This is a genomic window from Zhouia amylolytica AD3 (genome assembly GCF_000511935.2).
Taxonomy (GTDB): Bacteria; Bacteroidota; Bacteroidia; order Flavobacteriales; family Flavobacteriaceae; genus Zhouia; species Zhouia amylolytica.
Genome location: NZ_AYXY01000023.1, coordinates 83,507 through 109,794, shown reverse-complemented (window position 1 = coordinate 109,794; position 26,288 = coordinate 83,507). Strand labels below are relative to the sequence as shown.

The window sequence follows — 26,288 nt, the reverse complement described above, 5'->3', positions numbered from 1 at the left end:
CGCATGAGTGAGGTAACGACTGTTGAGAAAAAATATAATAAGTGGATTATAATCCTGTCAATTGCTATTCCATTGGTGGTGGCAATTTTATTTGGCGTTAAACTGAAAGATTATGGTTTTAATGTAGAGCCTTTATCCTTTTTACCACCAATTTATGCAACCATTAATGGGATAACTGCATGCGTTCTGATTATGGCGTTTTTTGCCATAAAAAATGGTAAAGTGAAATTACATGAAAATCTTATGAAATTATGTATCGCACTATCTGTTAGTTTTTTGGTAATGTATGTCGCCTATCACATGACCTCCGATTCTACTCCTTTTGGTGGTGAAGGAGTCATACGCTATTTGTATTTCTTTATTTTAATTAGCCATATAGTTCTTTCGATAGCAATTATTCCATTGGTGTTGATAGCCTATGTAAGGGCTTTGGCCAGGGTTTTTGATAAACATAAGAAGATCGCAAAAATAGCTTTTCCAATATGGTTGTATGTGGCTATTACAGGAGTGGTGGTCTATTTAATGATTTCGCCCTATTATGCTTAAATTTGTAATAAAGAGTATTCCATGAAGAAGTTAGTGTTGGTTATTATGTTTTTGTTGCTTGTTCCTGCCGTTGCAGACGCTCAATGTGCTATGTGCAGAGCCGTTCTGGAAAGTGGAGAAAAGCAAGAGGTAGCCGAGGCGATCAACGATGGTATTGTCTATTTAATGGCAGTCCCGTATATTTTGATGGGAGCCTTAGGTTATTTCATATACCGCAAATTAAAAGGGTAACAAGCTTTTTTAATATTTTTTCACTTTAATTGTAACATTTATAGGGTTGTGTAGTCTTATGGGTAGAACAAAAGATTGAGGCTCTTAACATTATTTTATTATTTAATTGTTGAGAAGTGCTTAAATTGTAAGGTAAAACTACACTAACCATGATTGAAATAAATGACCTGCACAAATCCTATAAAATGGGGTCTAATGTGCTGCATGTACTTAAAGGAATAAATTTTTCAGTTAAAGAAGGAGAGCTGGTAGCAATCATGGGCTCTTCAGGTTCCGGTAAATCTACACTTTTAAACATATTAGGAATGCTGGATACAATGGACACCGGCACATATATGCTTGATAGGGTTCCTATTAAAAATCTCAATGAAACCAAGGCAGCCCAATATCGAAATAAATTCCTTGGATTTATTTTTCAGTCTTTTAACTTAATTAACTACAAAACAGCTCTTGAAAATGTAGCTCTGCCTTTGTATTATCAAAGAATGCCCAGAAAAGAACGTCAGGATAAAGCTATGAAATATCTCGAAAGAGTTGGACTTAGGGATTGGGCATATCATCACCCGAATGAACTTTCAGGAGGACAAAAACAACGTGTGGCAATTGCCAGAGCAATGGCGGCTGAACCAAAAGTTCTATTGGCAGATGAGCCTACGGGAGCCTTGGATAGTAAAACTTCTTATGAAGTGATGGATCTGATTCAAAAGATCAATCAAGAAGGGAATACAATTTTAGTGGTTACTCATGAACCAGATATCGCTAACATGTGTAAACGAATTGTACATCTGAAAGATGGGGTTATAGAAAAAGATGAATTGGTTAATCAGGTAATGGCTGCTGAATATGTTTAGTAGAGATCTTTGGAAAGAAATCTTTGAAACCATTAGCAAAAATAAACTTCGTACATTTTTGTCTGGTTTTACAGTAGCACTCGGAATTTTAATCTTCGTTGTTCTTTATGGTTTTGGTAATGGTCTTAAAAACACTTTTAACGAGTTTTTTATGGACGATGCTACCAATACATTTTTCGTTTTTGCCGGTAGAACTTCAATGCCTTACAAAGGTTTCAAGTCCAATAGGAATATAGAATTCAAGAATGATGATCTCGATGATATAAAGAAAAACTTTCCAATGTTTCTGGAGTATATAACTCCAAGAATAAGTAGAAGTGCTTTGGTGAAGTATAAAGGTGAGTCTAATAATTATAACACCAGAGCTGTTGGTCCTGCTCATCAGTATAATGAAAAGACTATAATGATGAAAGGCCGTTATCTTAATGAAAATGATGTTTTAGAGCGCACCCGCTATGCAGTTATAGGGCGACTTGTGGAAAAGGATCTTTTCGGTACTGCCAATGCCATCGGAAAATATATAGACCTTGGCGGTCGTGCATTTAAGGTGATCGGAGTTTTTCAGGACGATGGAGGAGATAATGAAGAAAGATATATTTATATACCGTATACTACCAGACAACTTATTGAGAAAAATACAGATAAAGTTGATCAAATAATTTTAGGATTTAAACAAGAGATTGGGTATCCCGGCGCTATGGCTTTTGAAAAAAGCTTGAATAAGTTTCTGAAAGAAAAACATAATATAAGCCCTGAAGATCAAAGAGCAATTTTCATTCGTAATGTAGCAGATCAATTAAAACAAAATCAACAATTTGCTGGAGTTCTTCAGCTAATAGTTTTGTTTGTGGCATTCGGAACAATTATAGCAGGTATTATTGGAATCAGTAATATCATGGTGTTTATTGTTAAAGAGCGTACCAAAGAAATAGGAGTTCGAAAAGCATTAGGCGCAACCCCAAGAGCTGTTATTTCAATGATTCTCCTTGAAGCTGTTTTCATAACAACCATCGCAGGATATATAGGGATGGTTATTGGTGTGGTATTATTAAACTCACTAGGAAATACGCTAAAGGATTATTTTATAACCAATCCTTATATAAATATTAATACAGCAATCGTGGCAACCTTTATTTTAATTATAGCCGGAGCTATAGCAGGGTATATTCCTGCTAAACGTGCCGCTAGAATTAAGCCGATAGTTGCACTAAGAGACGAATAGATATGTTTAGATTTGTTTTTGATAGAGATACCTGGCAAGAAATTTTCAGTTCGATAGGAAAGAACCGATTGCGTACCATTATTACTATGGTGGGAGTACTATGGGGGATTTTTATTTATATAGCGCTTTCAGGTTCAGCTAAAGGACTGGATAATGGTTTTGAAAGAGCATTTGAGAATGTTGCCATGAATAGTATGTTCGTTTGGGCACAGCAAACAAGTATTCCTTATGCTGGTTTCAAAACAGGAAGACCCTTACAATTAAAATTGTCGGATGCTGAGATTTTACAACAGCGTGTTCCACAAATTGAGTTTATTGCTCCCAGGAATGCTAAAGGAGTGTTTGGAGGTGGCGGTTCTAATATTGTCCGAGGTCAGAAGACAGGTAGTTTTAATATCTATGGAGACTTTCCGGTTTTTACTAAAATAGCTACTAAAAAAATCTATGATGGAGGAAGATTTATTAATGATGATGATATAACATACGAAAGGAAGGTCTGCGTTATAGGAGAACGAACCCAGAAGGAACTCTTTGAAGAAGACGAAAGTCCGCTGGGAGAATACATTAGGATTGATAATATCTATTTTCAAGTCGTAGGAGTCCATAAATTTGTCCCGGGAGGAGGCTTTGAAAGCGATAGCGATATTTATATCCCTTTTACCACGTATCGAAAACTGTACAATACCGGTGAGAATGTAGATTGGTTTTCAATCGCAGCTTACCGAAATGTAGATGTGTTAAAAGTCGAGGAAGATATAAAAACAACCCTCAAGAGGGTGCATAAAGTTGATCCTGAAGATGAAAGAGCTTTTGGGTCCTTCAATCTGGGCGAAATGTTCGGAAGAATAATGGGTTTTGCCAAAGGAATGACCTTTCTCTCTTTAATTGTGGGGATTGCGACCATCATAGCTGGAGTGGTTGGAATCGGAAATATATTACTGATAACCGTTAAAGAACGGACCAAAGAGTTGGGCGTTAGGCGAGCTTTGGGTGCAACTCCTAAAGAAGTGAGAAGCCAGATAATCCTGGAGTCTGTTTTCTTAACCATGTTAGCAGGAATTGTCGGGATAGTCTTAGGTGCCGGTTTATTGGCAGGTATCAACGCCTTGACCAAAGACATGACAGATTTCCCGTATACCAATCCTACAGTGCCGATTCCTTACGTAATTGGGGCATTATTGATCATGGTAGTGCTCGGGTTATTAATCGGGCTTATTCCAGCGCAACGTGCTGTTAGTATTAAACCAATAGATGCATTAAGAGAAGAATAATAAAATACAAACCTAAACATCAATTAAGTAAATCAAATCATATGAAAATTCTAAAATACGTCGGAATTGGAGTTTTAATTTTGGGTGTACTATGGGCAGCCGCCTTTTTTATTAAAAGCAATAGCAAGTCTGCAATTGTTTATGAAACGGAGACTCCTTTTAAAACGGATATAGAGCAAAAAACAGTGGCTACCGGAAAGGTAGTTCCTGAAGACGAGGTACTAATTAAACCTCAAATATCTGGGATTATAGATAAAATAGTACTTGAGGAAGGGGATAAAGTGAAGTCAGGTGATCTCATAGCGACCATTAAAGTCGTTCCAAATGAACAAGCCTTGGTTAGTGCCCGCGGACGTGTAAGTAACGCCAGGTTTTCTTTAAATACAGCAGAAGCTGAATACAATAGGAATAAAACACTTTTTGATAAAGGAGTTATTTCAAATCAGGAGTTCTTGGATATAGAACTTAGGTATAATCAAGCTAAACAAGAACTCACCAACGCTCAAAATGATTATCAGATTATTAAGAGCGGTTCTGCTGGTGGTTCTGCAACAGCCAATACGAATATTAGGGCCACGGTTACAGGAACTGTACTGGAAATTCCTGTGAAAGAAGGGGATCAGGTTATTGAGGCAAATAATTTTAATGATGGTACCACCATTGCTACTATCGCTGATATGACTCAAATGATTTTTGAAGGCCAGGTAGATGAGGCAGAGGTAGAAAAATTAGAATTGGGAATGCCTTTAAAAGTGAGCTTTGGTGCTATTCAGGATAAAGAATTTGAAGCTTCATTACGATTTGTAGCACCAAAAGGTGTTGAAGAACAAGGCGCAGTACAGTTTAAAATCGAAGGTGAGGTACAACTTAATGATAGTACTTTTATAAGAGCTGGTTATAGTGCAAACGCTTCTATTATTTTAGATAAAAAGGAAGATGTACTAGCCATTAAAGAAGCATTGCTTCAATATGATAAAGAAACAGAAAAGCCCTATGTTGAAGTTGAAACTGGCGATCAGCAGTTCGAAAGAAAAGATATAGAAGTTGGTATTTCTGATGGTATTAATGTAGAGATTACATCCGGATTGTCAGAAAGCGATAAAGTTAAGGTTTGGAATAAAACAGAGCCTATAAAGAAGGAAGCTGAAAACAACTAAACTAATTCGAAAAAATAGATTTCATGAAAGTCAAAATAATAACCCTTTTATTACTGTCGTGCTCCTATTTGGTTTCTGCTCAGGTGAAGAAATGGACCCTTAGGGAATGTGTCGAGTATGCTATTGAAAATAATATCTCTATTCAACAGTCGGAACTTGATCTTGAAAATGCTGAAATTGATAAGTCTGATGCAGTAGGGAACTTCTTGCCATCAGTAAATGGAAGCGCTTCGCATTCATGGAATGTTGGTTTAAACCAGGATATAACCACGGGTGTATTGCGTACAGCTACTACCCAGTTTACCTCAGGTAGAGTGAGTGTAGGAGTTGATATTTTTAAAGGCTTACAAAACCAAAACCGTTTGAGACGTTCCAAATTAAATATTTTGGCAAATCAGTACCAAATGGATGATATGAGAGATGATATATCATTAGCTGTGGCTAATGGATATCTTCAAATCTTATTTAACAGAGAAAATTTGGTGGTTCAAAAAGCGCAATATGCCGTTACGGAACAAGATCTGAAGAGAACTCAGGAACTTGTTGAAAGCGGAGTGCTCCCTAAGGGAGATTTACTGGAAATTGAAGCAACGGCTGCTACTCAGGAACAACGAATTATCAATGCTGAAAATGCATTAAGACTGTCTAAAATTTCACTGGCGCAACTATTGTTGTTGGATGATTATGAAAGTTTTGATGTAGCCGATGAAGATTATATGATTCCTAAGTCTACGATAACAGAAATTACTCCTGAAGAGATTTATCAAAAGTCACTGACCTTTAGAGGAGATGTTAAACTCTCAATGGCTAATGTTGAGATCGCTGAAATGGATTTAAAAATTGCAAAAGGAACAATGATGCCAACCTTAACAGGTTTTTATGGGTACGATACACGTGTAAGCCATCAAGACCGTTCTGTCGCTACTGGCCAAACTACGCAAACACAAATAGGAACTGTCCAGAGTACAGGAGATGCTGTAGTGACTCAAACCCCCGTTTTTGGTGTAGCAGGTCCTTTGCCTTTTGTAGATCAGTTATGGTTGAATGATGGACAGTCATTTGGTGTTTCTTTAAATGTTCCAATATTCAATGGTTTTGCAGCAAGAAACAATGTGAAACGAAGTGAAGTTAATGTTAGAAGGAATGAGCTGATGCTGAAGCAAACTAAACTTGATTTGGAGAATACTATAAATCAGGTTTGGAATGATGCCCAAAGTGCTTTTAAAACTTTTGAGGCTTCTTCAAAAACATTAGAAGCAAGAGAGTTGGCCTATCAGTATGCTAAAGAACGTTTTGATGTAGGTTTAATGAACAGTTTTGATTTTAGTCAGGCACAAGCCAGGTTAGATAATGCTCAGGCAGAACTCATTAGAGCTAAATATGACTACATCTTTAAACTGAAAGTTTTAGAATATTATTTTGGAATTCCTGTGGAGGAGTTATAAACTTGCAGATTATTTGCAAGTATGGCTACCATTTTAAATATAGAAACATCATCAACCAATTGCTCAATTAGTATTGGGGTAAATGGAGAACTAATTTCATTAGTAGAAAAAGATGATGCCCAGTATTCACATTCAGAAAAGTTACATGTATTTATAAAAGAAGCATTGAAAGATGCTTCTTTGACTTTTAATCATATCGATGCAATATCGGTAAGTAAAGGCCCCGGGTCATATACAGGACTAAGAATTGGAGTAAGCGCAGCCAAAGGGCTCTGTTTTTCCTTAGATAAGCCTCTGATTGCTTTAAATACGCTGGAAGCTTTGTCGCATCAGTTGGAAATTGATGAGGGAGTAATTATCCCCTTGTTAGACGCAAGAAGGATGGAGGTGTATGCTGCTGTATTTGACAATAACCATCGAGAAATAAGAGCTACTAAAGCCGAAATTATTACGGAAGACTCCTTTTCAGAATATAAAGAAGGAAAGGTGTATCTTCTCGGTCCGGGTGCAGAAAAGTGTAAAGACGTGGTTGAGGGTAGCAATGTCCATATTATAGCTTCAAAACATGTTCCTTCAGCGAGGGAAATGGTAAAACTTTCAGAAGAAAAGTTCAAAATAAACGACTTTGAAAACGTAGCTTATTTTGAACCCTATTACTTAAAAGATTTTGTAGTCACGAAGCCTAAAAAACGTTAAACATTTTTTCGTATTTCCACTTGATGAGGGAATGGGATTTCAATACCTGCCACATCAAGGGCTTTTTTACATGCTTCCAGAGAACCAAAATAGACATCCCAATAATCAGCAGTAGTGGCCCATGGCCTTACGGCAAAGTTAATAGAGCTATCCGCTAATTCAGAAACAGCAATGGTAGGAGCTGGTTCCTTTAAGACCTTTGGGTTCGATGTTAGTGCTTCCATGAGTACATCTTTAGTCTGCTTGATATCAGAGTCATATGCAACTCCGATGGTGAGGTCTACGCGGAGTTGACCTAGTTTGGAGTAATTTTTAATATTTCCATTAGATAAAGGCCCGTTAGGAATAACTACCGTTTTGTTATCCGGTGTGGTTAGAATGGTAGTAAAGATTTGTATTTCGTTGACTACTCCTAATTCTCCTTGTGCTTCAATAAGATCACCAACTTTTATTGGTTTAAAGATCATTATAAGGGCGCCGCCAGCAAAATTTCCTAGCGATCCCTGCAATGCTAATCCAATGGCCAAACCCGCTGCAGCTAATATAGCGGCAAAAGAGGTTGTTTCTACACCAATGGTGCCTAAAACAACAATAACTAATAGGGCTATGAGTACCCATTTTAATAAGTTTACCAAAAATTTACGTAAACTAATTTCATAAGCTCTTTTGGTCATTAAGGCGTCAACACCTCTAATAGTTTTTCTTATGATCCACGAACCGAAAATCCAAATGACTATGGCACCGGCAATTTTAATTCCATAGTCAACCATAAGATTCCAATCAATCCCCTGATCGAACCAATCTTCTAATTTCATAATGTTTGATGTTTTAGGTTACTTTCCTACAAGTTAGTCATTTTCAGCTTATTTTGTTTTGATAATAGCCATAAAAACAGCGATCTATTTGAAGATAGATCGCTGTTTATTTATAAAATAACTTCCCTTTAGAGTAGCTATCCTTTCTTTTGTATTTCTACCTGATGAGGATAAGGGATTTCAATACCTTCCTTATCAAATCGAGCCTTAACCTCTTCGATTGCGTAAAAATGACAATCCCAGAAGTCTGCATTTTTAGCCCAGAATCTAAAGGTGAAATTAACAGAGCTGTCAGCAAGTTCCGCCACAAATACCTGAGGAGCCGGATCCTTCATAATATTAGGATGATCATCTGCAATGGCTAATAAAACCTCTTTTGCTTTCTTAATATCAGAACTATAATCGATTCCGATAGTTAGGTTGTCTCTTCTGGTTTCCTCAGCACTATAATTAATAATATTTTCATTAGAAAGTTTGCCATTGGGGATAATAGCCAGTTGATTACCAAAAGTATTTAATGTTGTTGTGAAAATACCAATTTCTTTTACAGTTCCGGAAACCCCTTGAGCTTCTATAAAATCGCCAACCTTAAAAGGTTTAAAAATCATTATCAGTGTACCTCCGGCAAAATTACCCAAAGACCCCTGCAGGGCCATACCTATAGCTAAACCGGCGGCTGCAATGATGGCAGCAAATGAAGTTGTTTCAATTCCTAATGTTCCTAAAAGTGCAAGAATTAATACGATCTTTAAGGTCCAGGATATTAAATTCAATAAAAATTTCTTTAAACTAATTTCATAATCCCTATGATCCATAATCTTAGAGATTTGCTTCATTACCTTTCTAATTAACCAGGAACCAATAATCCAGACCAGAATTGCTCCAATAAGCTTTAGCCCGTAGTTCATTATTAGATTCCAATCAATTTTTTCAGTGATTTGATTTATATCCATATTGTAAAGAATTAATTAACATTTTAAGTAAGGCAAAAATATGCAAATAAGATGTGAAATCTTTATTACAGTGTTAAATAAGCTTTTTGAAAGAAGAAAATACGGGTGTGAAGTTATAGGAACACCCGTTTGTCAGGATGTTGTTATTTCACTTCAAAAGTGATTTTTACATTAACACGATATTCATCGATTGAATCGCCATTCACCGTGGCGCTTTGTTCATTTACATAAACCGATCGAATATTGTTAACCGTTTTGGATGCATGTTTAACTGCTTTTTGGGTAGCATCTTCCCAACTTTTTTCAGAGTTCGCTAAAATCTCGATAACCTTTAAAAGTGCCATAATTGATGTTTTTTTAGTGATTAAACCATTTCCTTTAAAGTTACTGTTTTTATTTCATAAAATGAAAAGTGAATAGGGTTTAAATGTTTATTATTCAGCACTATAGTTCATTTCTAAGTGATGTTTTGATAACATTGACTTAACGTAGTTTTCCTGCTGTTAATAGACTTTTGCAACAGGTAAAGTAATTTAATGGATCAGATATATTTGATAATGCTGGTGGCACTTTTTGTGCTCGCTATAATCGATTTAGTAGTTGGTGTCAGTAATGATGCCGTCAATTTTTTAAATGCGGCAATTGGGTCTAAGGCTGCCCCAATAAAGGCAATTATGATCGTGGCAAGTGTAGGGATTATAATTGGGGCGGTTTCTTCGAGTGGTATGATGGAAGTGGCAAGAAAGGGCATTTTTAACCCTGAGCAGTTTTATTTCAATGAAATAATGATCATTTTCATGGCTGTAATGATAAGCGACATACTTCTGCTTGATCTGTTTAATTCTTTAGGACTACCAACGTCTACTACCGTATCCATTGTGTTTGAACTGTTAGGTGCTGCAGTTTCCATATCATTACTTAAAATTTATGCTGATGGAGGTAGTGTCACAGATTTGTTGAATTATATAAATACCAGTAAAGCAGCTCAAATTATATTCGGAATTTTGTTGTCAGTGGTCATAGCCTTTAGTGTAGGAGCTTTTATTCAATACATCTCACGATTAATTTTTTCCTTTAGATACCATAAGAATTTACAATTGTATGGTGGGGTATTTGGAGGCGTTGCAATAACCGCATTAACCTATTTCATTCTGATTAAAGGCTTAAAAGGTGTATCCTTTATTTCTCCTGAAACATTGGGATGGATTGATGCGCATCAGTTAGAGATAATTAGCTTAGGTTTTTTGTTTTGGACGATCATATCATATTTCTTTATCATGGTCATGAAATGGAATATTTTGAAGGTGATTATTTTAATAGGGACTTTTGCTTTAGCCTTAGCCTTTGCGGGAAATGACCTTGTAAATTTTATAGGAGTTCCAATTGCTGCCTGGCAATCTTTTCAATTATGGGTAGATTCAGGAATGAATCCTGAATTATTTTCCATGGCAACATTGTCCGGAAAAGTAAAAACGCCTTCGGTGTTTTTGTTTTTAGCAGGACTTGTTATGGTCGTGACACTTTGGTTGTCTAAAAAGGCCAAAACAGTAACAGAAACCGAAATTAATTTATCGAGCCAGGATGATGTTAATGAACGATTCGAGCCCAACTTTTTATCGAGATTAATGGTTAGAGCAGCAGTGAACTTTAATCAGGTGCTTATTTTTATACTACCCAAAAAAATGAGTCGTTTCATAGCCTCACGTTTTGAAAAACCTATATCCAAGAAGGCAAAAGGAGAAGATCAGGAACCTGCATTTGATATGGTCCGGGCTTCTGTGAATCTGGTAGTGGCAGGAATATTAATTGCAATAGGAACCTCACTTAAGCTGCCCTTGTCTACTACCTATGTAACTTTTATGGTGGCAATGGGGTCTTCATTGTCTGACAAAGCATGGGGGCGTGAAAGCGCTGTTTATAGAGTAGCAGGAGTTTTTAATGTAATAGGAGGGTGGTTTGCCACTGCAATTATTGCATTTATTGCGGCAGCTGTTTTCGCATTTGTGATGTTCAAAGGAGGTGTCCTGGCACTAATAGCTTTATTGTTGTTGGCTACTTTGGTACTTATCAGAAGTTATTCTGTGTATAAAAGAAAGATCAAAGAACGGGAAGCTGCCAGAAAATTTGATAGGTCGGATTTAATTACCATAAATGAAATTATAACAGAAAGTTCTGGAAATATCTCTGAAGTAATAATTAAACTTAATAGACTGTACAGTAATGTTATTGATAACCTGGGTTTACAGGATTTAAGTAAACTTAAAAAGAACAAGAAAAACTTGCGAAAACTTGAGAATGAGATAGACGATCTTAAAGGTGATTTATTTTATTTTATAAAATCTTTAGATGATAACTCGGTAGCTTCAAGTAAGTTTTACATCCTGGTCCTTGATTATCTACAGGATATGGTACAATCTATTGGTTATATCGTAAAGAATAGTTTTTCTCATGTTAATAACAATCATAAGAATTTGAAATTTAATCAGATTCGGGATTTAAAAAGTATCGATAATAAATTAAAACCTTTGTTTGAACAAATAGAATTAGATTTTAATACTGAATCGTTTGATAATATAGAGAACGTTATTGAGGGAAAAAAGGAGCTGCTGGATCATGTGTCTCAATTAATTCAAAAGCAAATTGATAGAATAAGAAGCACGGAAACCAGTCCGAAAAACACAAAGCTTTATTTCGGATTACTTCTGGAAACAAAAGACCTGATTTCGGCAAGTATAAATCTTCTGCAGCTTTTCAATGAGTTTAATGAAGACTATAAAACGATTAAAAAATAAAAACAATAAATAAAAAAGGGCTCCATGATTCGGAGCCCTTTTTATTATTTTTTCTAAAGAAAGCAGTGGTCATTATCCGTTAATGGCTACAACTTCATTGACCTTATCCTGCATCATATTTTTTAGCATGGTTTCAATTCCATTCTTTAGCGTGATTGTTGAAGATGGACAGCCACTACAAGCACCTTGAAGGATAACGCTAACCGTTTTGCTTTGTTCATCGTAAGACTTGAAAACAATATTACCACCATCACTGGCAACAGCAGGTTTCACGTATTCTTCTAATATGTCAACAATTTGTTGAGAGGTGTCATCAAGATCAGTAATATCTGAAGCCACAGATGCTGATTTATTTTCTTTCTGACTTTGAATTGAATAAGCTTCAGTTATAATTTCTTTCCCTTCTTCTATATGCATTCGAATAAACTCTCTTAATTCCTGAGCGATGTCATTCCAATCAGCTATGTCATATTTGCTAATGGAAACATAATTTTCGTCAATAAATACTTCCTTAACAAATGGGAAATGGAAAAGAGCACTTGCTAAAGGGGCGTCTTTTGCATCATCGATATTCTTAAATTCGAATGGAGATAACACCAGCTTTTTATTTGCAACAAATTTCATTACCGCCGGATTTGGAGTGTTCTCTGCATAAATAGAAACAGGCACTTTTTTGTTTTCTGTGTCTTCTATAACAACTGGCTGCCCTGAATTTAAATACGCTTCAATTTGTTCAGCAACTTCATTTTGAACATCAGCCCATTCAACAATATCATAACGTTCAATAGCAATGAAGTTTCCAGAAACATATACCGTTTTTGTAAAGGGTAAATAAAAAAGTTGCTGTGCTAATGGAGAATCCTTTGCCTCGTCAATATTTTTGAATTCGTAATTTTTATGTTTGGTTAGAAATACATTAGCCTCAAACTTAACTATAGCCGGCCTGTTAGTCGGCTGAATCTTTATCGTTACCTTACTCATAATCATCTAATTTTATGCAAAACTACAAAATCAAACTATCCTAATTATATATATTTGGAAATCATTAAGATTAAAAATTAAGAGCAATGATAATAAAGGAAATAAACGGCAAAAAACCAGTACTGGGAACGAATACATATGTAGCTGAAAATGCCACTATTGTGGGCGATGTAGTAATGGGCGATGATTGTAGTGTTTGGTATAATGCGGTAATTCGGGGCGACGTTCATTTTATAAAAATGGGTAATAAGGTCAACGTACAGGATGGAGCAGTAATACATTGTACGTATCAAAAACATCCAACGACTATAGGTGACAATGTATCCATAGGGCATAATGCCATTGTACACGGTTGTACCATTCATGATAATGTTCTAATAGGAATGGGAAGTATAGTTATGGATAACTGTGTAGTGGAAAGTAATAGTATCATTGCAGCGGGAGCTGTAGTAACTCAAAATACTCATGTAGAGTCAGGTAGTATTTATGCTGGTGTCCCAGCCAGAAAAGTTAAAGAGGTAAGTCCGGATTTAACTAAAGGAGAAATTGAACGGATTGCTAATAATTATATAAAGTATGCATCCTGGTATAAAGAAGATTAAAATAAAAAGCCTTCGCAATCGCGAAGGCTTTTTACTATATAAATTAATACCCCGGGTTTTGAACTAAATTTGGATTGTCTGCCAATCGACCTTGTGCAAAGGGTAAATAGTATCTTTCCGGCCCAAAAGAACGAATCTGTGTTTCGGCATTTTTTAAGGTTATAATATATTTGTCTGAATCTAAGTTATAACTATAAACAAGACCTCTGGTTCTTACCTGATCTAAATACTGATCTGCAATTCTCCACCTGATTAAATCCCAAAAGCGGTGATTTTCGAAGCAAAGCTCCACTTGTCTTTCTTGACGAATATTGTCTTCTGTAATACCTATTCTTAAAGGCATACCTGCCCTTTCCCTGATTTGATTTATTGCATCCAGTGCTTCACCCGTATTGCCTAAATAAAAAGCAGCTTCAGCAAAGTTTAATAAGGTTTCTGCATATCTGAAAACTATGAAGTCCTGGCCAGATTGTCCGGCGGAGGGATCAGGATTGTTCTCATCGACCCTTTTTCTAAGTAAAAGCGCAGTGTTTCTACGGTTTCTAGGCTCACTTGCCTGGGGCATTTCTGTTCCATCTATCCTGGTGATAGTTTGCGTGGTGCTATTCACTTTGGTTCCATCAGACAAAATGGTGTTGTTATGGAACCATACGCTTTCACCTTGCCATTCAGATTCTGGATAAAAAACAGAGGCTCTAAACCTTGGATCTCTGTTTCCGAAAAAATCGTTGATATCCCACTCAGTTTCCGAATTGAATAACGATCTGTCAATTTTACCAGACCTGCCATCCGTAAAGTCAAAAAGTTCTACAAAGTCGTATAAAACAGGGAAGTTAGAATTCCAGGTGGCATTAAAACCTGCTGGCGTTGCCAATAAATCTAAATTATGTCCTTTAATTACAGGTTCAAAAACTTCGGCGAAAATGGTTTCTGGATTACTTGACCCTTCAGTTAAAAAAATGGAAGCATAATTGCTAACCTTGTCATCCCCCGCATTAATTAAACTGAACATACCGGAGTTTATCACTTCCATAGAAGCATCATAACTTTTTTGATAATATGAATTGGCTAAGTTTCCGGGAATTCCTGTAACACCATTGGGTCCTTCTTCACCATTTTTAGCAATACTGGCGGCATATAGCATTGCTCTGCTTTGTAACATAAGAACCGTGTACTTATCCACTCTTCCATCGGCGCCTACAGCACTGTTGTCAAAATTGTCGAGGATGGCTTGCGTTTCGTTGTAAATGAAGTCATATACTTCTTGTTCCGTGTTTCTTGAAACATAGAGCTCCGCTTCCGGGTCACTTTGATTTTGAACTTTGGTTACAATGGGAACACCGCCAAATCTTTTTACCATTTCAAAATAATCATAAGCTCTCAGGAATCTCACTTCTGCTTTTTTTGCTTGAATGTATTCTTGACTAAGGGTTTCACTGGATTCGATATTCTCCAATAAATAATTCATGTTTCTTATGTTGAAAAAGTTCCAGCGATCCAGTGGCCCAGGACCCGTTTCTTCAGAGTATAACCTGATAAATGCATTGTTAGGGGTCTGCCAGTTTGCAAAGTTGATGTGTTCAGCTCCTACCGCTGATATAAGTCCCATGTTTTCATTAGAGGCTACTTGAAAAGCCGATCTTGAATAAATATCCGCGATATATGCTTCCGTTAAGTTTTCAGACTCGAAAACTACATTTTCAGAAATGAACGGTGCTTCCTTGGTAAGTTGTTTTTCACAACTAAAGCATGTAATTAATATGGTTGTAATTATAAATATTTTTCTCATGATTGAATTCTTTATTATTAATTCAAAAAATAACTTTTACAGACCTAATCTAACTCCGAATGTATAGGTTCTCAGAAGAGGTAAGGAGTAGCCCGAATTATTAAAGGCTTGCTCAGGGTCTAAAAGGTCTTCATACATTCCTAATCTGGTTAGGGCAAATAAATTATCCCCGGTCACATAAAACTCTAAATTGTTCAGTCCTAAGATTTCTAAAGATTTTTTAGGCATTTGATATGCAAAAGTTGCTGTTTTTAGACGAAGAAAGGTTCCGTCTTTTAACCAGAAATCAGAAAACGTATCGTTCCAAACGCGACTCCCGTCATTGTTAAAAGCTGGTAATTGGGCATTTGGATTGTTACCAATGCCAGGATTATTAGGATCTTGTGTCCAGCTATATTTGGTATGTAACGTCAGGGGAACCTGTTCGTTATTGAAAGGAGCTCTGTAAAGTCCTGTGCCTCTAACATCAAATAGTGAAGCACCTTGCCATAACATGGATAAAGAAAAGTTCTTATAAGAGAATCTTGTATTCAAACTAAAGTTAATATCAGGGTTTTCGCCATATCCTATTTCACGAACATCAAACCTGTTTATAATACCATCTGGAGAGCCATCCGGACCACTTACATCCTTATATCTGATATCTCCAACCATTGGTGAGCCATTTATGGTTTCAATGGTGTGTGCACCTAGATATTCATCTACTTCTTGCTGGGTATTGAACAATCCATCGGAGATGTATCCGAATGTTCTGTTTACATAGCGTCCGCTCAATTGGTCAATTCTTACCTGGTTGGGGTCACTGGCATCAATGTTTTCCTGGATATCCTGATAACGTTCTCTGGCGTAACTGAAAGTACCTGATAAATCAATTTTAAAGTCTCCGATACTTCCTTTATAACCGGCAAGGATTTCAAAACCATGATCGTTACGGGAATTAATATTTACCAATGGTAAGTCGGCCCCAAAAGTAGAAGGAACATCCTCAATTGCAGGGCCAACAAGTCCTTCCCGAACCCTGTAAAAAACATCGAAATTCCCATAGTATTTTCCGCCATCTAAGCTAAAATCCAACCCTGCATTATATAATGATACATTAACCCAGGTTAAATAAGGGTTTACCAATCCTGCTGTTACGATATTGGTTACCGGGTTTCCGTCTAAATAATAAACTGTATTTAGTTCATTATACCCCGTTAAATAATCAAATGTGGTATTACCTATATTATCATCTTTACCGGTTTCACTATATGAAAGTCTTAGTTTTAGCTCATTAAACGGTGAACTTTTCATAAAGTTCTCTTTGGCAATATTCCAGCCAAGGGAAATAGAAGGGAAATAACCCCATCGAACATTTGGTGAAACTTTAGAACTTGCATCAGCTCGAAGGGTAGCTTCCAAAAGGTATTTTTCTTTGAAGGAATAATTAAATCTACCAGCGATACTAATTCGCGAGTATTCAACCGGTTGACCATTCCCTCCTGTAGTAGTTAAGCCGTCATCACCCGCAGTAATGGTCGGAACATCATCCGATAATAAATTCCTCCGGGTGGCACTTAAAGTGTTGATCTCATTATCTTCTTGTTCTATAAAGGCCAGGGCTCCAAAATTATGATCTCCCAAATTATTGTTGTAATCCGCATAGAATCGCGATAATAATCTGACACTAGGATCGGAACCGCTATTTGTAAAACCTTTTGAAAAGGATGGATTCTGATTTACGGTAGATACAAGAGAATATTCATCTGTGTCCTGATCATATCGATAAACACCATATGTTTTTTCCAGATTCTCAAAATAGATACGTCGATTTCGGACATTGGCTTTTGCACCAATGGTTAGTCCTTCTACAAAAGGAATTTCATATTTAAGTTCTAAAGCAGCAGCAAGAGTTTCTAAAGTAGTAAAATTGTACCCTCCGAACCTTTTCTGAGTTCTGGCAATGGGTGAACGTTCTGTAAATCCACTGTAAGGAACTTTATCCGGATCAGGAAGTGCAGTAGGATAAAAAGGTTGTGATGTTCTTAGGTCATTCCAAATGGTTCCAACACCAAAGGCAGCATAATCTCTGGTCTCATCGATATATGAACTGTTCAGGATTAAGCTTAGATCTTCGGTTAGTTTTGCATCTAAATTATTGGTAATGGTTAGCTTTTTATAACTATAATCTCCTTTAAAAATTCCATCCTGGTTAAGCGTTCCCAAAGAAGTGTAGAACCTTACTTTTTCCGATCCTCCACTGGCGCTTATGTTGTGGGAGGCAAGTTGTGCACCCCCATTTTTTAATAGGGCATCAACCCAGTTGTAACTGGTTAATTCACCAGACTGGTATTGTTCAAGCCTTTCTTCAGTAAAATCACCATAGTTGATAGCAGCGTTTGGATCCTGTGGATCGTATTGAACATTGAAAATTCCATTTCTTTTGGCTTGAATATATGCTGCAGCCGATGCAGGTTCTGGAAATTTCACGGCTTTTTGAACCCCCGTATACCCATGATAATTTACTTGAGTTTTTCCGGCTTTACCTCTTTTTGTGGTTACCAATATTACACCATCACCACCTCTCACACCATAAATAGCAGCCGAGGCATCCTTTAGAATCGAAATGCTCTCAATATCATTAGGGTCGATCCGGTCTAAAAAAGACTCCACTCCATCTACGATAACTAAAGGATTACCGAAACCTCGAATACTTAAATCAACATTGTCTTGTCCGGGTAATCCCGGAGTTTGATTCGTTATAACACCTGGTACCTGACCTATAATAAGTCCCTTCACATTAGAAGTAGGGGTTTTTACCACATCCTCAGCCTTGATAGACGCAACAGATCCGGTTACGTTAATTTTCTTTTGAGTGCCATAACCGACTACAACAACTTCATCCAGTTGAGCAGCGTCTTCAACCATGGAGATATTAATGACGTTTTGATTGTTTACCGGGCGTTCTACTGACTTAAAACCCACGTAAGAGAATACGAGAATAGGATTTGTTCCCGCAACGTTTAAGGTGTAATTTCCATCAAAATCAGTAGAAGTTCCATTGGTAGTTCCTTTAACGATAATGGATACGCCTGCAAGAGGAATGCCAGAGGCATCAACAACCCTTCCTGTCACTTGATTCTGCATCGAACCTGTGATCATTTGGGTAATTCTTTCAGGATCTATTCGGTCCAGCATTTCGGCCAAATTTATACTGCTTTCAATGCTTGAATTGAATTCATTGTTTTTTGATTCGGAGTTCTCCGGATATAAAACTATATGTTTCTCGATTATACGATATTTGATGTTTGTTTTTGCGAAGAGCTTTTCTAAAACATCAGCTAATTCTTCATTGACAACCTTAATAGATGTTTTCTTTGAAACATCCACAAGATTATTACTGTAAATGAAGTTAAAGTCACTTTTGTTTTCAATGTCGGAAAAGATACTTTCCAGTTCCGAATTCGTGAAGTCCAATGAGATATTCTGGGCATAGCCGTCCAAGGCAAATATTCGTGCCATTGTTATGCATAATAAGATCGTATAAATCTTCATAAGACGAATGATAGGTATTTTGGATATACATCCAATAGAGCCTTTTTTTTTCATAATTTTGTGAAGTTTAATTAATTTAACTGTTATTAATAATGGTTAGATAGAAGAGCGTGTGTGGCGCACGCTCTTTTTGTTTTTAATTCATTCAGTGATTGGTTTTTTACTAATGATTATCTTCTTATTGCTTTTAGTGTAATTAATTGATAGTGATATCTCCAGGATGTCCAAAGTTTCATCCAGGGTGAGGTTATTAAATGTACCGGTGTATTTATAGTTATTAAGATCTCTGGATTTAACGGTTATATCAACCCCATATTTTCTTTCTAAATCCTTTATAACATGTTTTAAAGGAACTTGTTTGAAAATTAGTTTTCCTTCTTTCCATGCTATAATATCATCAGAATTAACCTTCTCTTTTCTTAGTTTTTGTTTCTTTTTATTGAATGTGGCTCGTTCTGAAGGACTGAGCGTAAGGTTTTTTTCTTTAGAATCATCCCATATTTCTACTTTACCGCTTACCAGAGTAGTTTCAACTTTTTGGTCTTCGTCATAGGCTTTTACATTGAAGGACGTTCCTAATACCCGAATATCAATACCGTTCACATCAACTATGAATGGTTTGTTTGGATTGTGCTGAACATCGAAATAAGCCTCCCCGGATAAGTTTACATACCTGACAGAGTCATTGAATTTTTCCGGGTAGCTTATGGAGCTGTTGGAATTTAGAGTAACAGAGGTTCCATCTGGTAAGGTGACATTTTTATGCGCTCCGTTGATGTTAGTTACTGAAACTAAATTAGGGAGTACGCCTTGTTCAAGTATACTTGATGAGTATTTGATAGAAACGATGCATAAAACCAGTATGGCCACAGCAGCTGCATAAATCTTAAACTGTTTTCGTTTTTTCTTTTTTGTGATAAAAGAATAGTCTGAAGTTGAATGTTGTTCTTGTTTTAATAAATGAAGAGTGTGTTCAGTCTTAAGTTGATTATATAACTCTTGGTGACGAACGTCACTGTTAATCCAGTTTAACACCTCTTCCTTTTCAGTTTCCGAGAGGTCGTTATTAATATATTTTTTTAATTGATTTTGGTTCATTTGTATGGTGTCTTTACTATTAAAGACGCCATATGGTTAAACCACCCTTATTAAAATAGTAAAAAAAATACAATTGCAGTTAAATAATCCTTGAGATGAAGGTGCATTACCTTTAGGGCTTTTCCTATCTGATGTTCAACGGTTTTAATAGATATATTTAATTCATCGGAGATTTCGCGATACTTCATTCCCTCGAACCTGCTTTTAGAGAAAATTAATTTACATCTTTCCGGTAGTTGCTCAATAGCTTTTTCAATTTGTATGTTCAATTCTTGTTCGATTAATTCAGAATAACCCTCATCTGCTAAGGCATTGTAATTCACTACAGCTTCAAGTTGAAGAACTCTTCCTTCCCTGTTAATTTTTCTTTTTTTCTTTTTTAAATAATCTAAACATAGGTTTTTGGTACATGTAAATAAGTATCCATTAAGATTGTTTTTTATAGAAATATTAGACTTGTTATTCCAAATTTTTATGAACACATCCTGAACAATTTCCTCCGCATCTTCCTTATTGCTTATGTATGATTTTGCAATACACATAAGTTTGTTTTGATAAAGTTTGAATAAGAGTTCATGGGCAGATTTATCTCCGCTATTAAGCTTTAAATAGAAGTTTTCATGGTTTAAAAAGTCTTGATTATTCTTCATTAAAAACAAATTTTAAACCTTAAAGAACCACTGCCTTTATGGAAAGATTGAGGGTAGGTGATTGCTTATAAGAATTATTTTGGTTGATTAACAGATGTCCAATTTAACATTTTTTTAATTAATTAATAAAATTACCTACCAGTAATTATGAATTTGATAAAATGCTTTGTTGAGAGCCTGAATGGTTACAATTGTTAAGTTTAGAGCTATTCAAATAGTTCTTTTATTTATTAATATTATTTTTGCGTTTAATATTGAATTAAAAAAATAAAAGCATGCCTGTTGTTTGAGGGGTGTTAAATGTATAATTTTTAGATTATGAAAGCATATGTATTTCCGGGTCAGGGTGCCCAGTTTGTTGGAATGGGTCAAGATCTGTATCAACAATCAGAACTTGCAAAGGAATTGTTCGATAAAGCCAATGATATCTTAGGGTTTTCGATCACAGATATCATGTTCGAAGGTACTGCGGAGGATTTGAAGCAGACCAAAGTTACTCAACCGGCCATTTTTTTACATTCAGTAATTTTAAGTAAGGTCTTAGGAGAAACTTTTAAGCCTGATATGGTAGCAGGACATTCTTTAGGTGAATTTTCTGCATTGGTAGCGAACGGGACTTTAAGTTTTGAGGATGCCTTAAAATTAGTTTCGCAAAGAGCTTTAGCAATGCAAAAGGCTTGTGAGCTTAGCCCTAGTACCATGGCAGCTGTTTTAGGACTGGCCGATGAGGTTGTTGAAGAGGTTTGTGCAAGCGTAGATGGAATTGTAGTTCCTGCTAACTATAATTGCCCGGGGCAATTGGTGATTTCAGGAGCGGTGGAAGCGATTAACATTGCTTGTGAAAAAATGAAAGAGGCTGGAGCTAAGAGAGCATTAGTGCTACCCGTAGGTGGTGCATTTCACTCTCCACTAATGGAGCCTGCAAGAGAAGAGTTAGCCGCTGCAATTGAGGCTACCAGTTTTAAGCAACCGGATTGTCCGATATATCAAAATGTCACGACTACTGCGGTAACAGATCCAAACCAAATAAAGGAAAATTTAATAGCTCAGTTAACCGCACCGGTTAAATGGACCCAAAGTGTACAAAATATGATTGCAGATGGAGCAAGCTTATTTACAGAAGTTGGTCCTGGAAAGGTGCTTCAGGGACTTGTAAAAAAGATTGATAGAAGCGCAGAAGTTGCCTCTGCACAACTTTAATTCTTACTTCATAAACTTTTTTTTAGTAAAGGCCGTATATATAGTAGAAATATGAAATTAACTTAAAGAATATTTTATGAAAAAGATTGTATTAGGATTAGTATTGTTAATGGGACTTTCAGTAGTAACCGTTAGCTGTAAAGAAAAATCAAATAAAGAAAAGGTAGAAGAGGCAATCGAAGATGCTGGTGACGCTATTGAAGAAGCAGCTGATGAAGTTGGTGATAAAGTAGAAGAAGCAGCAGATGAGGTAGAAGATACTATCGAAGAAATTAAAGAAGAAGTGGATAACAACTAATATTCACAACCTAATCAAATAAAAAAAGAGCCTTTCGAGGCTCTTTTTTTATTTTGCTAAAATGCAATCTTCGCAGTCTTTTACTTTACCGTAATAGGTTTCTCGATACTTATGTAATGTTTTAACCGGAAACCCCAAAATGTGCTTTTTGATATAGGTCACCCGGGTGGTAAAGTTTCCCATTTTTTTGGTGTACCTTTTTTCTAATCTTGTCCTGCGTTTTACATCTATCAATTTCATTGATCCGGTGTTTAATTAAACATAATGAGAGCAGAATATAACCATAAAAATCTTACAAGTCAAGAATTTAGGACATAATTATCATATCAGTAACGATAGTTGATACATTTTAACTATTTTGGCGCTAAATAACATTTTAAATGAAAATAATGAATAAGGTATTTCTTACATTTTTACTTTTGACGTTCATAGCTTGTAAAGGTAAAAAAGCAAATAATGATGAAAATGTTGTTGAAAATTCCGCTGTAAATAAGGCTGTTGATAATGAAAAATCGAAGCCTGAAACGCCTGAAGGAATGGTGTGGATTCCGGGTGGTTCATTTACCCAGGGAGCATACGATAATGACAACCTGGCTCTTCAACATGAAAAGCCTGCACATCCGGTTAGCGTAGATGGTTTTTTTATCGATATTACCGAAGTAACCAATGCACAGTTTAAGAAGTTCGTGGAGGCCACTGGTTATGTAACCGTTGCCGAAAGAAAAATTGATTGGGAGGAGATGAAAAAGCAAGTGCCCCCCGGCACGCCTAAACCTCATGATTCGATATTACAACCGGGCTCTTTATTGTTTAAAGGGACAACATATACTGTAACCAATCTCGACGATTTTTACCAGTGGTGGGAATGGAAGGTTGGGGCGGATTGGCGTCATCCGAGAGGACCTGGAAGTTCAATAGAAGGAAAAGATAATTACCCCGTTGTTCATATTGCCTATGAAGACGCTTTGGCCTATTGTAAATGGGCCGGACGGCGCTTACCGACGGAATCGGAATGGGAGTACGCCGCTAAAGGAGGCAAGTTAAATAGTAAGTTTAGTTGGGGTAAGGACGATGAAAAACTAAAATCAGCCGCCAATACCTGGCAAGGAGAGTTTCCAAAAACAAACACGGAAGAGGATGGTTTTGACAGACTTGCACCAGTGCAAAGCTTCTCACCAAATGCCTTTGGTTTGTACGATATGGCCGGGAATGTTTGGGAGTGGACACAGGACTGGTATAATGTAAATTATTACAAAGAACTTATTGTTGCAGGGGAAGTGAAAAATCCTAAAGGAGCAGACCAGCCTTTTAACCCCAGAAATCCATACGCAAAGGAAAAGGTTATCAAAGGAGGATCTTTTTTATGTAATGAATCTTATTGCGCAAGTTATAGAAACAGTGCCCGAATGGCTAGCACTGAAGATTCCGGGATGGAACATTTAGGGTTCAGAACTGTTGCGACCCCTGAAATGCTTAAATAAAATAATATCAACTTTAAACTTTTATATAAATGATGAAATTGAATATTAAAACCTTTGTCCGGTTTTTTTTATTTGTTGCCGTAGTCAGTGGTTATGCACAGAAAGGAAAAACTGCAACTGCTCAGCCTGTATTTAAGGATGGGGAAGCTCAGGTAGTTGATGCATTTAATAACCCGGAAACCTGGATTAGAGAGGATTTATGGGTAGAAACAGAATTTGATACCGATGGCGATGGTAAATTAGACAGAATGCATGTCGATGTAACAAGACCTCCTCAAACGGAAACCGAAGGGCTAAAGTTACCGGTTGTTTATATAACGAGCCCGTATTTTGCCGGAGTGGCATCGAACGATAAAAAGTATTTTTGGGATGTCAAACAAGAACTAGGTGCAACGCCTAAACCTCATGAGCATCCGGAAGTTCAGCGACGTGGAGAGCGTCCGATTATTTCAAGTACACAGATTGATCTTTGGGTACCCAGAGGTTATGTTGTAGTACATTCTTCTTCACCGGGAACTGGCCTTTCTCAAGGGTCGCCTACAGTTGGAGGAGATAATGAGTCTTTGGCGCCAAAAGCGGTAATTGACTGGTTGAACGGAAGGGCAGATGGCTATAAAACACCTTATGGTGATGAAAAAGTAGAGGCCTATTGGTCTACCGGTAAAGTAGGTATGACAGGTACTTCTTATAATGGTACTTTGCCAATTGCTGCTGCTACAACAGGAGTAGACGGATTGGAAGCAATTATTCCTGTAGCACCTAATACTTCTTATTATCATTACTACAGATCGAATGGTTTAGTGAGATCTCCAGGGGGATACCTGGGAGAGGATATCGATGTATTATACGATTTTATTCATAGTGGAGACGAGTCTAAGCGCGCCTATGGCAACAAGACAGTTCGTGATACAGAGATGAAGAATGGCCAAGATAGGGTTACAGGCGATTATAATAAGTTTTGGGAAGGAAGAGACTACTTGAACGAAATGAAGCCGTTTAAAGCGGCCTTATTTATGTCGCATGGCTTTAATGATTGGAATGTTATGCCAGAACATAGTTATAGAATCTTTAAGGCGGCAAAAGATAAAGGATTGCCTGTAAAGATATACTATCACCAAAACGGACATGGTGGTCCCCCTCCATTTTCTATGATGAATAAATGGTTCACTAAATACTTACATGGTAAAGACAATGGTATCGAAAACGGACCTGAGGCCTGGATTGTAAGGGAGCGTGATGATCGTCAAAAACCCACTCCATATGAGGCATATCCAAACCCTGATGCTGCTCCTGTTACCTTAAGCTTGTCTCCTGGTGCACCAGGACATGGAGGTTTAGGTATAGATAAGCAAAGTTCAGGTAAAAAGGAAACCCTGGTTGATAATTACTCTTTTGATGGTAGCACCCTGGCAAAAGCGGAATATTCAGATCATAGATTACTTTATGTTTCAGAACCTCTGAAGGAAGATATTCATATTTCAGGAATCCCGGAAATTACTGTTAAAATGGCCAGTAGTAAACCAGCTGCCAATTTATCGGTATGGTTAGTTTCTTTGCCTTGGAATGAAGGGAGAAATACAAAAATTACCGATAATATTATTACAAGAGGTTGGGCCGACCCTCAAAATTATAAATCAATAAAAAAGAGTATCCCATTAAAACCCGGTAAGTTTTATGAGGTAACCTTTAAGTTGCAACCAGATGATCAGGTAATTCCTAAGGGGCAACAATTAGGTTTAATGATATTTTCATCAGACAGAGAGTATACACTTTGGCCTCAACCGGGAACTGAACTTACAATTGATCTTGAAGGAACTCAGCTTACCTTACCTGTAGTTGGAGGAACGGAACAGCTTAAAAAAGCGTTGAAATAATAAATTAATATTGAAATAGATCACTATGTTAAGAAGGGTATTGAATGTTAAAATTAAGTCAATAAATCATTTTTTAACATATTAAGCAACTTAAATTATAAAAAAAATCTTACATTTATAGTGTCACATGGTAAGAGTTAAGTTGGTTGATTACTTATTTTATAGTGATTTGGGGTAAATAAAAAATAGGCTTCGGCCTATTTTTTTTTGAATTATACACCAGAAATAAATATAGTATCTCAATATTATGTAGCTTGTAAAACACGTTAAACTAATCTATAAATTATATTATGGGAAGGAAGATTTTTAGTGTTGAACAAGAGTATAATGCGTCAATTTCTCAAGTTTGGTCTGCCATAAGCGATAAAAGTCAAATGAAATTATGGTATTTTGATCTTGAGAAATTCAAGCTTCAGAAGGGTTTTCAATTTAGTTTTATCGGGCAAGGAGCAACCGGTGAAAAGTATATCCATCTTTGCGAGATCACAGAAGTAGTTCCAGAAAAAAAACTGCAATACAGCTGGAAATATAAAGGGTATGTAGGAACTTCATTGGTAACCTTCGAATTGTTTAAAGAGGCCCGGAAGACTCGTTTGAAACTTACCCATGAAGGTTTAGAAACTTTTGATCAGCATAATCCTGATTTTGCCAGTGCGAACTTTGAAGCCGGATGGACTGAGTTAATAGGTAACCTGTTACGGGTGCATTTGGAGGGCAAATGATACCATCAAAAAACAAAAAACGGATAGCTTTAATTATATAAATTAAAGACATACCCGTTTAATGAGGTTGGGGATTAGTA

Annotated in this window: 24 protein-coding genes; 15 read left to right on the top strand and 9 right to left on the bottom strand. The window is 36.6% G+C overall.

Annotated elements, in window-relative coordinates; genetic code table 11:
• Nucleotides 1-3: 3 nt before the first annotated feature.
• From P278_RS11285 to tsaB, 8 genes are all read left to right on the top strand, one after another.
• Complete coding sequence (locus P278_RS11285; RefSeq protein WP_038266748.1) at nt 4-546, top strand: DUF420 domain-containing protein; 543 nt, start codon at nt 4-6, stop codon at nt 544-546.
• Between the two features lie 21 nt (nt 547-567).
• Nucleotides 568-777: a hypothetical protein gene (locus tag P278_RS11280; protein WP_038266745.1), complete on the top strand. Its 210-nt coding sequence runs from the start codon at nt 568-570 to the stop codon at nt 775-777.
• A gap of 149 nt (nt 778-926) precedes the next feature.
• Complete coding sequence (locus P278_RS11275; RefSeq protein WP_038266742.1) at nt 927-1,628, top strand: ABC transporter ATP-binding protein; 702 nt, start codon at nt 927-929, stop codon at nt 1,626-1,628.
• Nucleotides 1,621-2,850, top strand: coding sequence for an ABC transporter permease (locus P278_RS11270; RefSeq protein WP_038266739.1), 1,230 nt, complete (start codon nt 1,621-1,623; stop codon nt 2,848-2,850). Before P278_RS11275 ends, P278_RS11270 begins: the two co-directional genes overlap by 8 nt.
• Nucleotides 2,851-2,852: 2 nt before the next feature.
• Nucleotides 2,853-4,121 (top strand): ABC transporter permease, encoded by a 1,269-nt coding sequence (locus P278_RS11265; protein WP_038266736.1) that lies wholly within the window; start codon nt 2,853-2,855, stop codon nt 4,119-4,121.
• 41 nt (nt 4,122-4,162) lie between these two features.
• On the top strand, nt 4,163-5,278 hold the full coding sequence (locus P278_RS11260) for an efflux RND transporter periplasmic adaptor subunit (protein WP_038266733.1): 1,116 nt from the start codon (nt 4,163-4,165) through the stop codon (nt 5,276-5,278).
• A 23-nt stretch (nt 5,279-5,301) separates the two neighbouring features.
• Nucleotides 5,302-6,723 (top strand): TolC family protein, encoded by a 1,422-nt coding sequence (locus P278_RS11255; protein ID WP_038266731.1) that lies wholly within the window; start codon nt 5,302-5,304, stop codon nt 6,721-6,723.
• Between the two features lie 21 nt (nt 6,724-6,744).
• Nucleotides 6,745-7,419, top strand: a complete 675-nt coding sequence (gene tsaB / locus P278_RS11250; protein WP_038266729.1) for a tRNA (adenosine(37)-N6)-threonylcarbamoyltransferase complex dimerization subunit type 1 TsaB — start codon at nt 6,745-6,747, stop codon at nt 7,417-7,419.
• Here tsaB and P278_RS11245 read toward each other — a convergent pair.
• From P278_RS11245 to P278_RS11235, 3 genes are all read right to left on the bottom strand, one after another.
• A complete protein-coding gene (locus tag P278_RS11245; protein WP_038266726.1) occupies nt 7,416-8,234 on the bottom strand; it encodes a mechanosensitive ion channel family protein in 819 nt (272 codons plus the stop codon). The genes tsaB and P278_RS11245 overlap by 4 nt on opposite strands.
• Nucleotides 8,235-8,371: 137 nt before the next feature.
• Entirely contained in the window at nt 8,372-9,187 is an 816-nt protein-coding gene (locus P278_RS11240; protein WP_038266722.1) for a mechanosensitive ion channel family protein, read from the bottom strand.
• 143 nt (nt 9,188-9,330) lie between these two features.
• Nucleotides 9,331-9,531, bottom strand: a complete 201-nt coding sequence (locus P278_RS11235; RefSeq protein WP_038266719.1) for a dodecin family protein — start codon at nt 9,529-9,531, stop codon at nt 9,331-9,333.
• Nucleotides 9,532-9,723: 192 nt separating this feature from the next.
• Between P278_RS11235 and P278_RS11230 the strand changes: the two genes are divergently transcribed.
• Nucleotides 9,724-11,979, top strand: coding sequence for an inorganic phosphate transporter (locus P278_RS11230; protein WP_038266716.1), 2,256 nt, complete (start codon nt 9,724-9,726; stop codon nt 11,977-11,979).
• Between the two features lie 72 nt (nt 11,980-12,051).
• Here P278_RS11230 and P278_RS11225 read toward each other — a convergent pair whose 3' ends face one another.
• A complete protein-coding gene (locus P278_RS11225; RefSeq protein ID WP_038267888.1) occupies nt 12,052-12,960 on the bottom strand; it encodes a NifU family protein in 909 nt (302 codons plus the stop codon).
• 86 nt (nt 12,961-13,046) lie between these two features.
• Here P278_RS11225 and P278_RS11220 point away from each other — a divergent pair, with 86 nt between their 5' ends.
• Entirely contained in the window at nt 13,047-13,562 is a 516-nt protein-coding gene (locus P278_RS11220) for a gamma carbonic anhydrase family protein (protein WP_038266713.1), read from the top strand.
• A gap of 43 nt (nt 13,563-13,605) precedes the next feature.
• On the opposite strand, the gene P278_RS11215 is transcribed toward P278_RS11220, so the two are convergent.
• From P278_RS11215 to P278_RS11200, 4 genes are all read right to left on the bottom strand, one after another.
• The gene (locus P278_RS11215) at nt 13,606-15,351 is read right to left on the bottom strand and encodes a RagB/SusD family nutrient uptake outer membrane protein (RefSeq protein ID WP_038266710.1); all 1,746 of its coding nucleotides are present in this window, start codon (nt 15,349-15,351) and stop codon (nt 13,606-13,608) included.
• A gap of 36 nt (nt 15,352-15,387) precedes the next feature.
• Nucleotides 15,388-18,852 carry a TonB-dependent receptor gene (locus tag P278_RS11210; RefSeq protein ID WP_051413536.1) on the bottom strand — a complete coding sequence of 1,155 codons (3,465 nt, stop codon included), beginning with the start codon at nt 18,850-18,852 and terminating at the stop codon, nt 15,388-15,390.
• A 174-nt stretch (nt 18,853-19,026) separates the two neighbouring features.
• Entirely contained in the window at nt 19,027-19,983 is a 957-nt protein-coding gene (locus P278_RS11205; RefSeq protein ID WP_051413535.1) for a FecR family protein, read from the bottom strand.
• A 50-nt stretch (nt 19,984-20,033) separates the two neighbouring features.
• Nucleotides 20,034-20,633, bottom strand: a complete 600-nt coding sequence (locus P278_RS11200) for an RNA polymerase sigma-70 factor (RefSeq protein ID WP_038266707.1) — start codon at nt 20,631-20,633, stop codon at nt 20,034-20,036.
• A gap of 318 nt (nt 20,634-20,951) precedes the next feature.
• On the opposite strand from P278_RS11200, the gene fabD reads away from it, so the two are divergent.
• Nucleotides 20,952-21,833 (top strand): ACP S-malonyltransferase, encoded by an 882-nt coding sequence (gene fabD / locus P278_RS11195; protein WP_038266704.1) that lies wholly within the window; start codon nt 20,952-20,954, stop codon nt 21,831-21,833.
• A 76-nt stretch (nt 21,834-21,909) separates the two neighbouring features.
• On the top strand, nt 21,910-22,131 hold the full coding sequence (locus P278_RS11190; protein WP_038266701.1) for a YtxH domain-containing protein: 222 nt from the start codon (nt 21,910-21,912) through the stop codon (nt 22,129-22,131).
• A 48-nt stretch (nt 22,132-22,179) separates the two neighbouring features.
• Here P278_RS11190 and P278_RS11185 read toward each other — a convergent pair whose 3' ends face one another.
• A complete protein-coding gene (locus P278_RS11185) occupies nt 22,180-22,371 on the bottom strand; it encodes a hypothetical protein (RefSeq protein ID WP_038266698.1) in 192 nt (63 codons plus the stop codon).
• A gap of 140 nt (nt 22,372-22,511) precedes the next feature.
• Here P278_RS11185 and P278_RS11180 point away from each other — a divergent pair, with 140 nt between their 5' ends.
• From P278_RS11180 to P278_RS11170, 3 genes are all read left to right on the top strand, one after another.
• Nucleotides 22,512-23,612: a formylglycine-generating enzyme family protein gene (locus tag P278_RS11180; protein WP_038266696.1), complete on the top strand. Its 1,101-nt coding sequence runs from the start codon at nt 22,512-22,514 to the stop codon at nt 23,610-23,612.
• 32 nt (nt 23,613-23,644) lie between these two features.
• Nucleotides 23,645-25,486, top strand: coding sequence for a Xaa-Pro dipeptidyl-peptidase (locus tag P278_RS11175; protein WP_038267879.1), 1,842 nt, complete (start codon nt 23,645-23,647; stop codon nt 25,484-25,486).
• A gap of 290 nt (nt 25,487-25,776) precedes the next feature.
• Nucleotides 25,777-26,208, top strand: coding sequence for an SRPBCC family protein (locus tag P278_RS11170; RefSeq protein WP_038266694.1), 432 nt, complete (start codon nt 25,777-25,779; stop codon nt 26,206-26,208).
• The last annotated feature ends 80 nt before the right edge of the window (nt 26,209-26,288 follow it).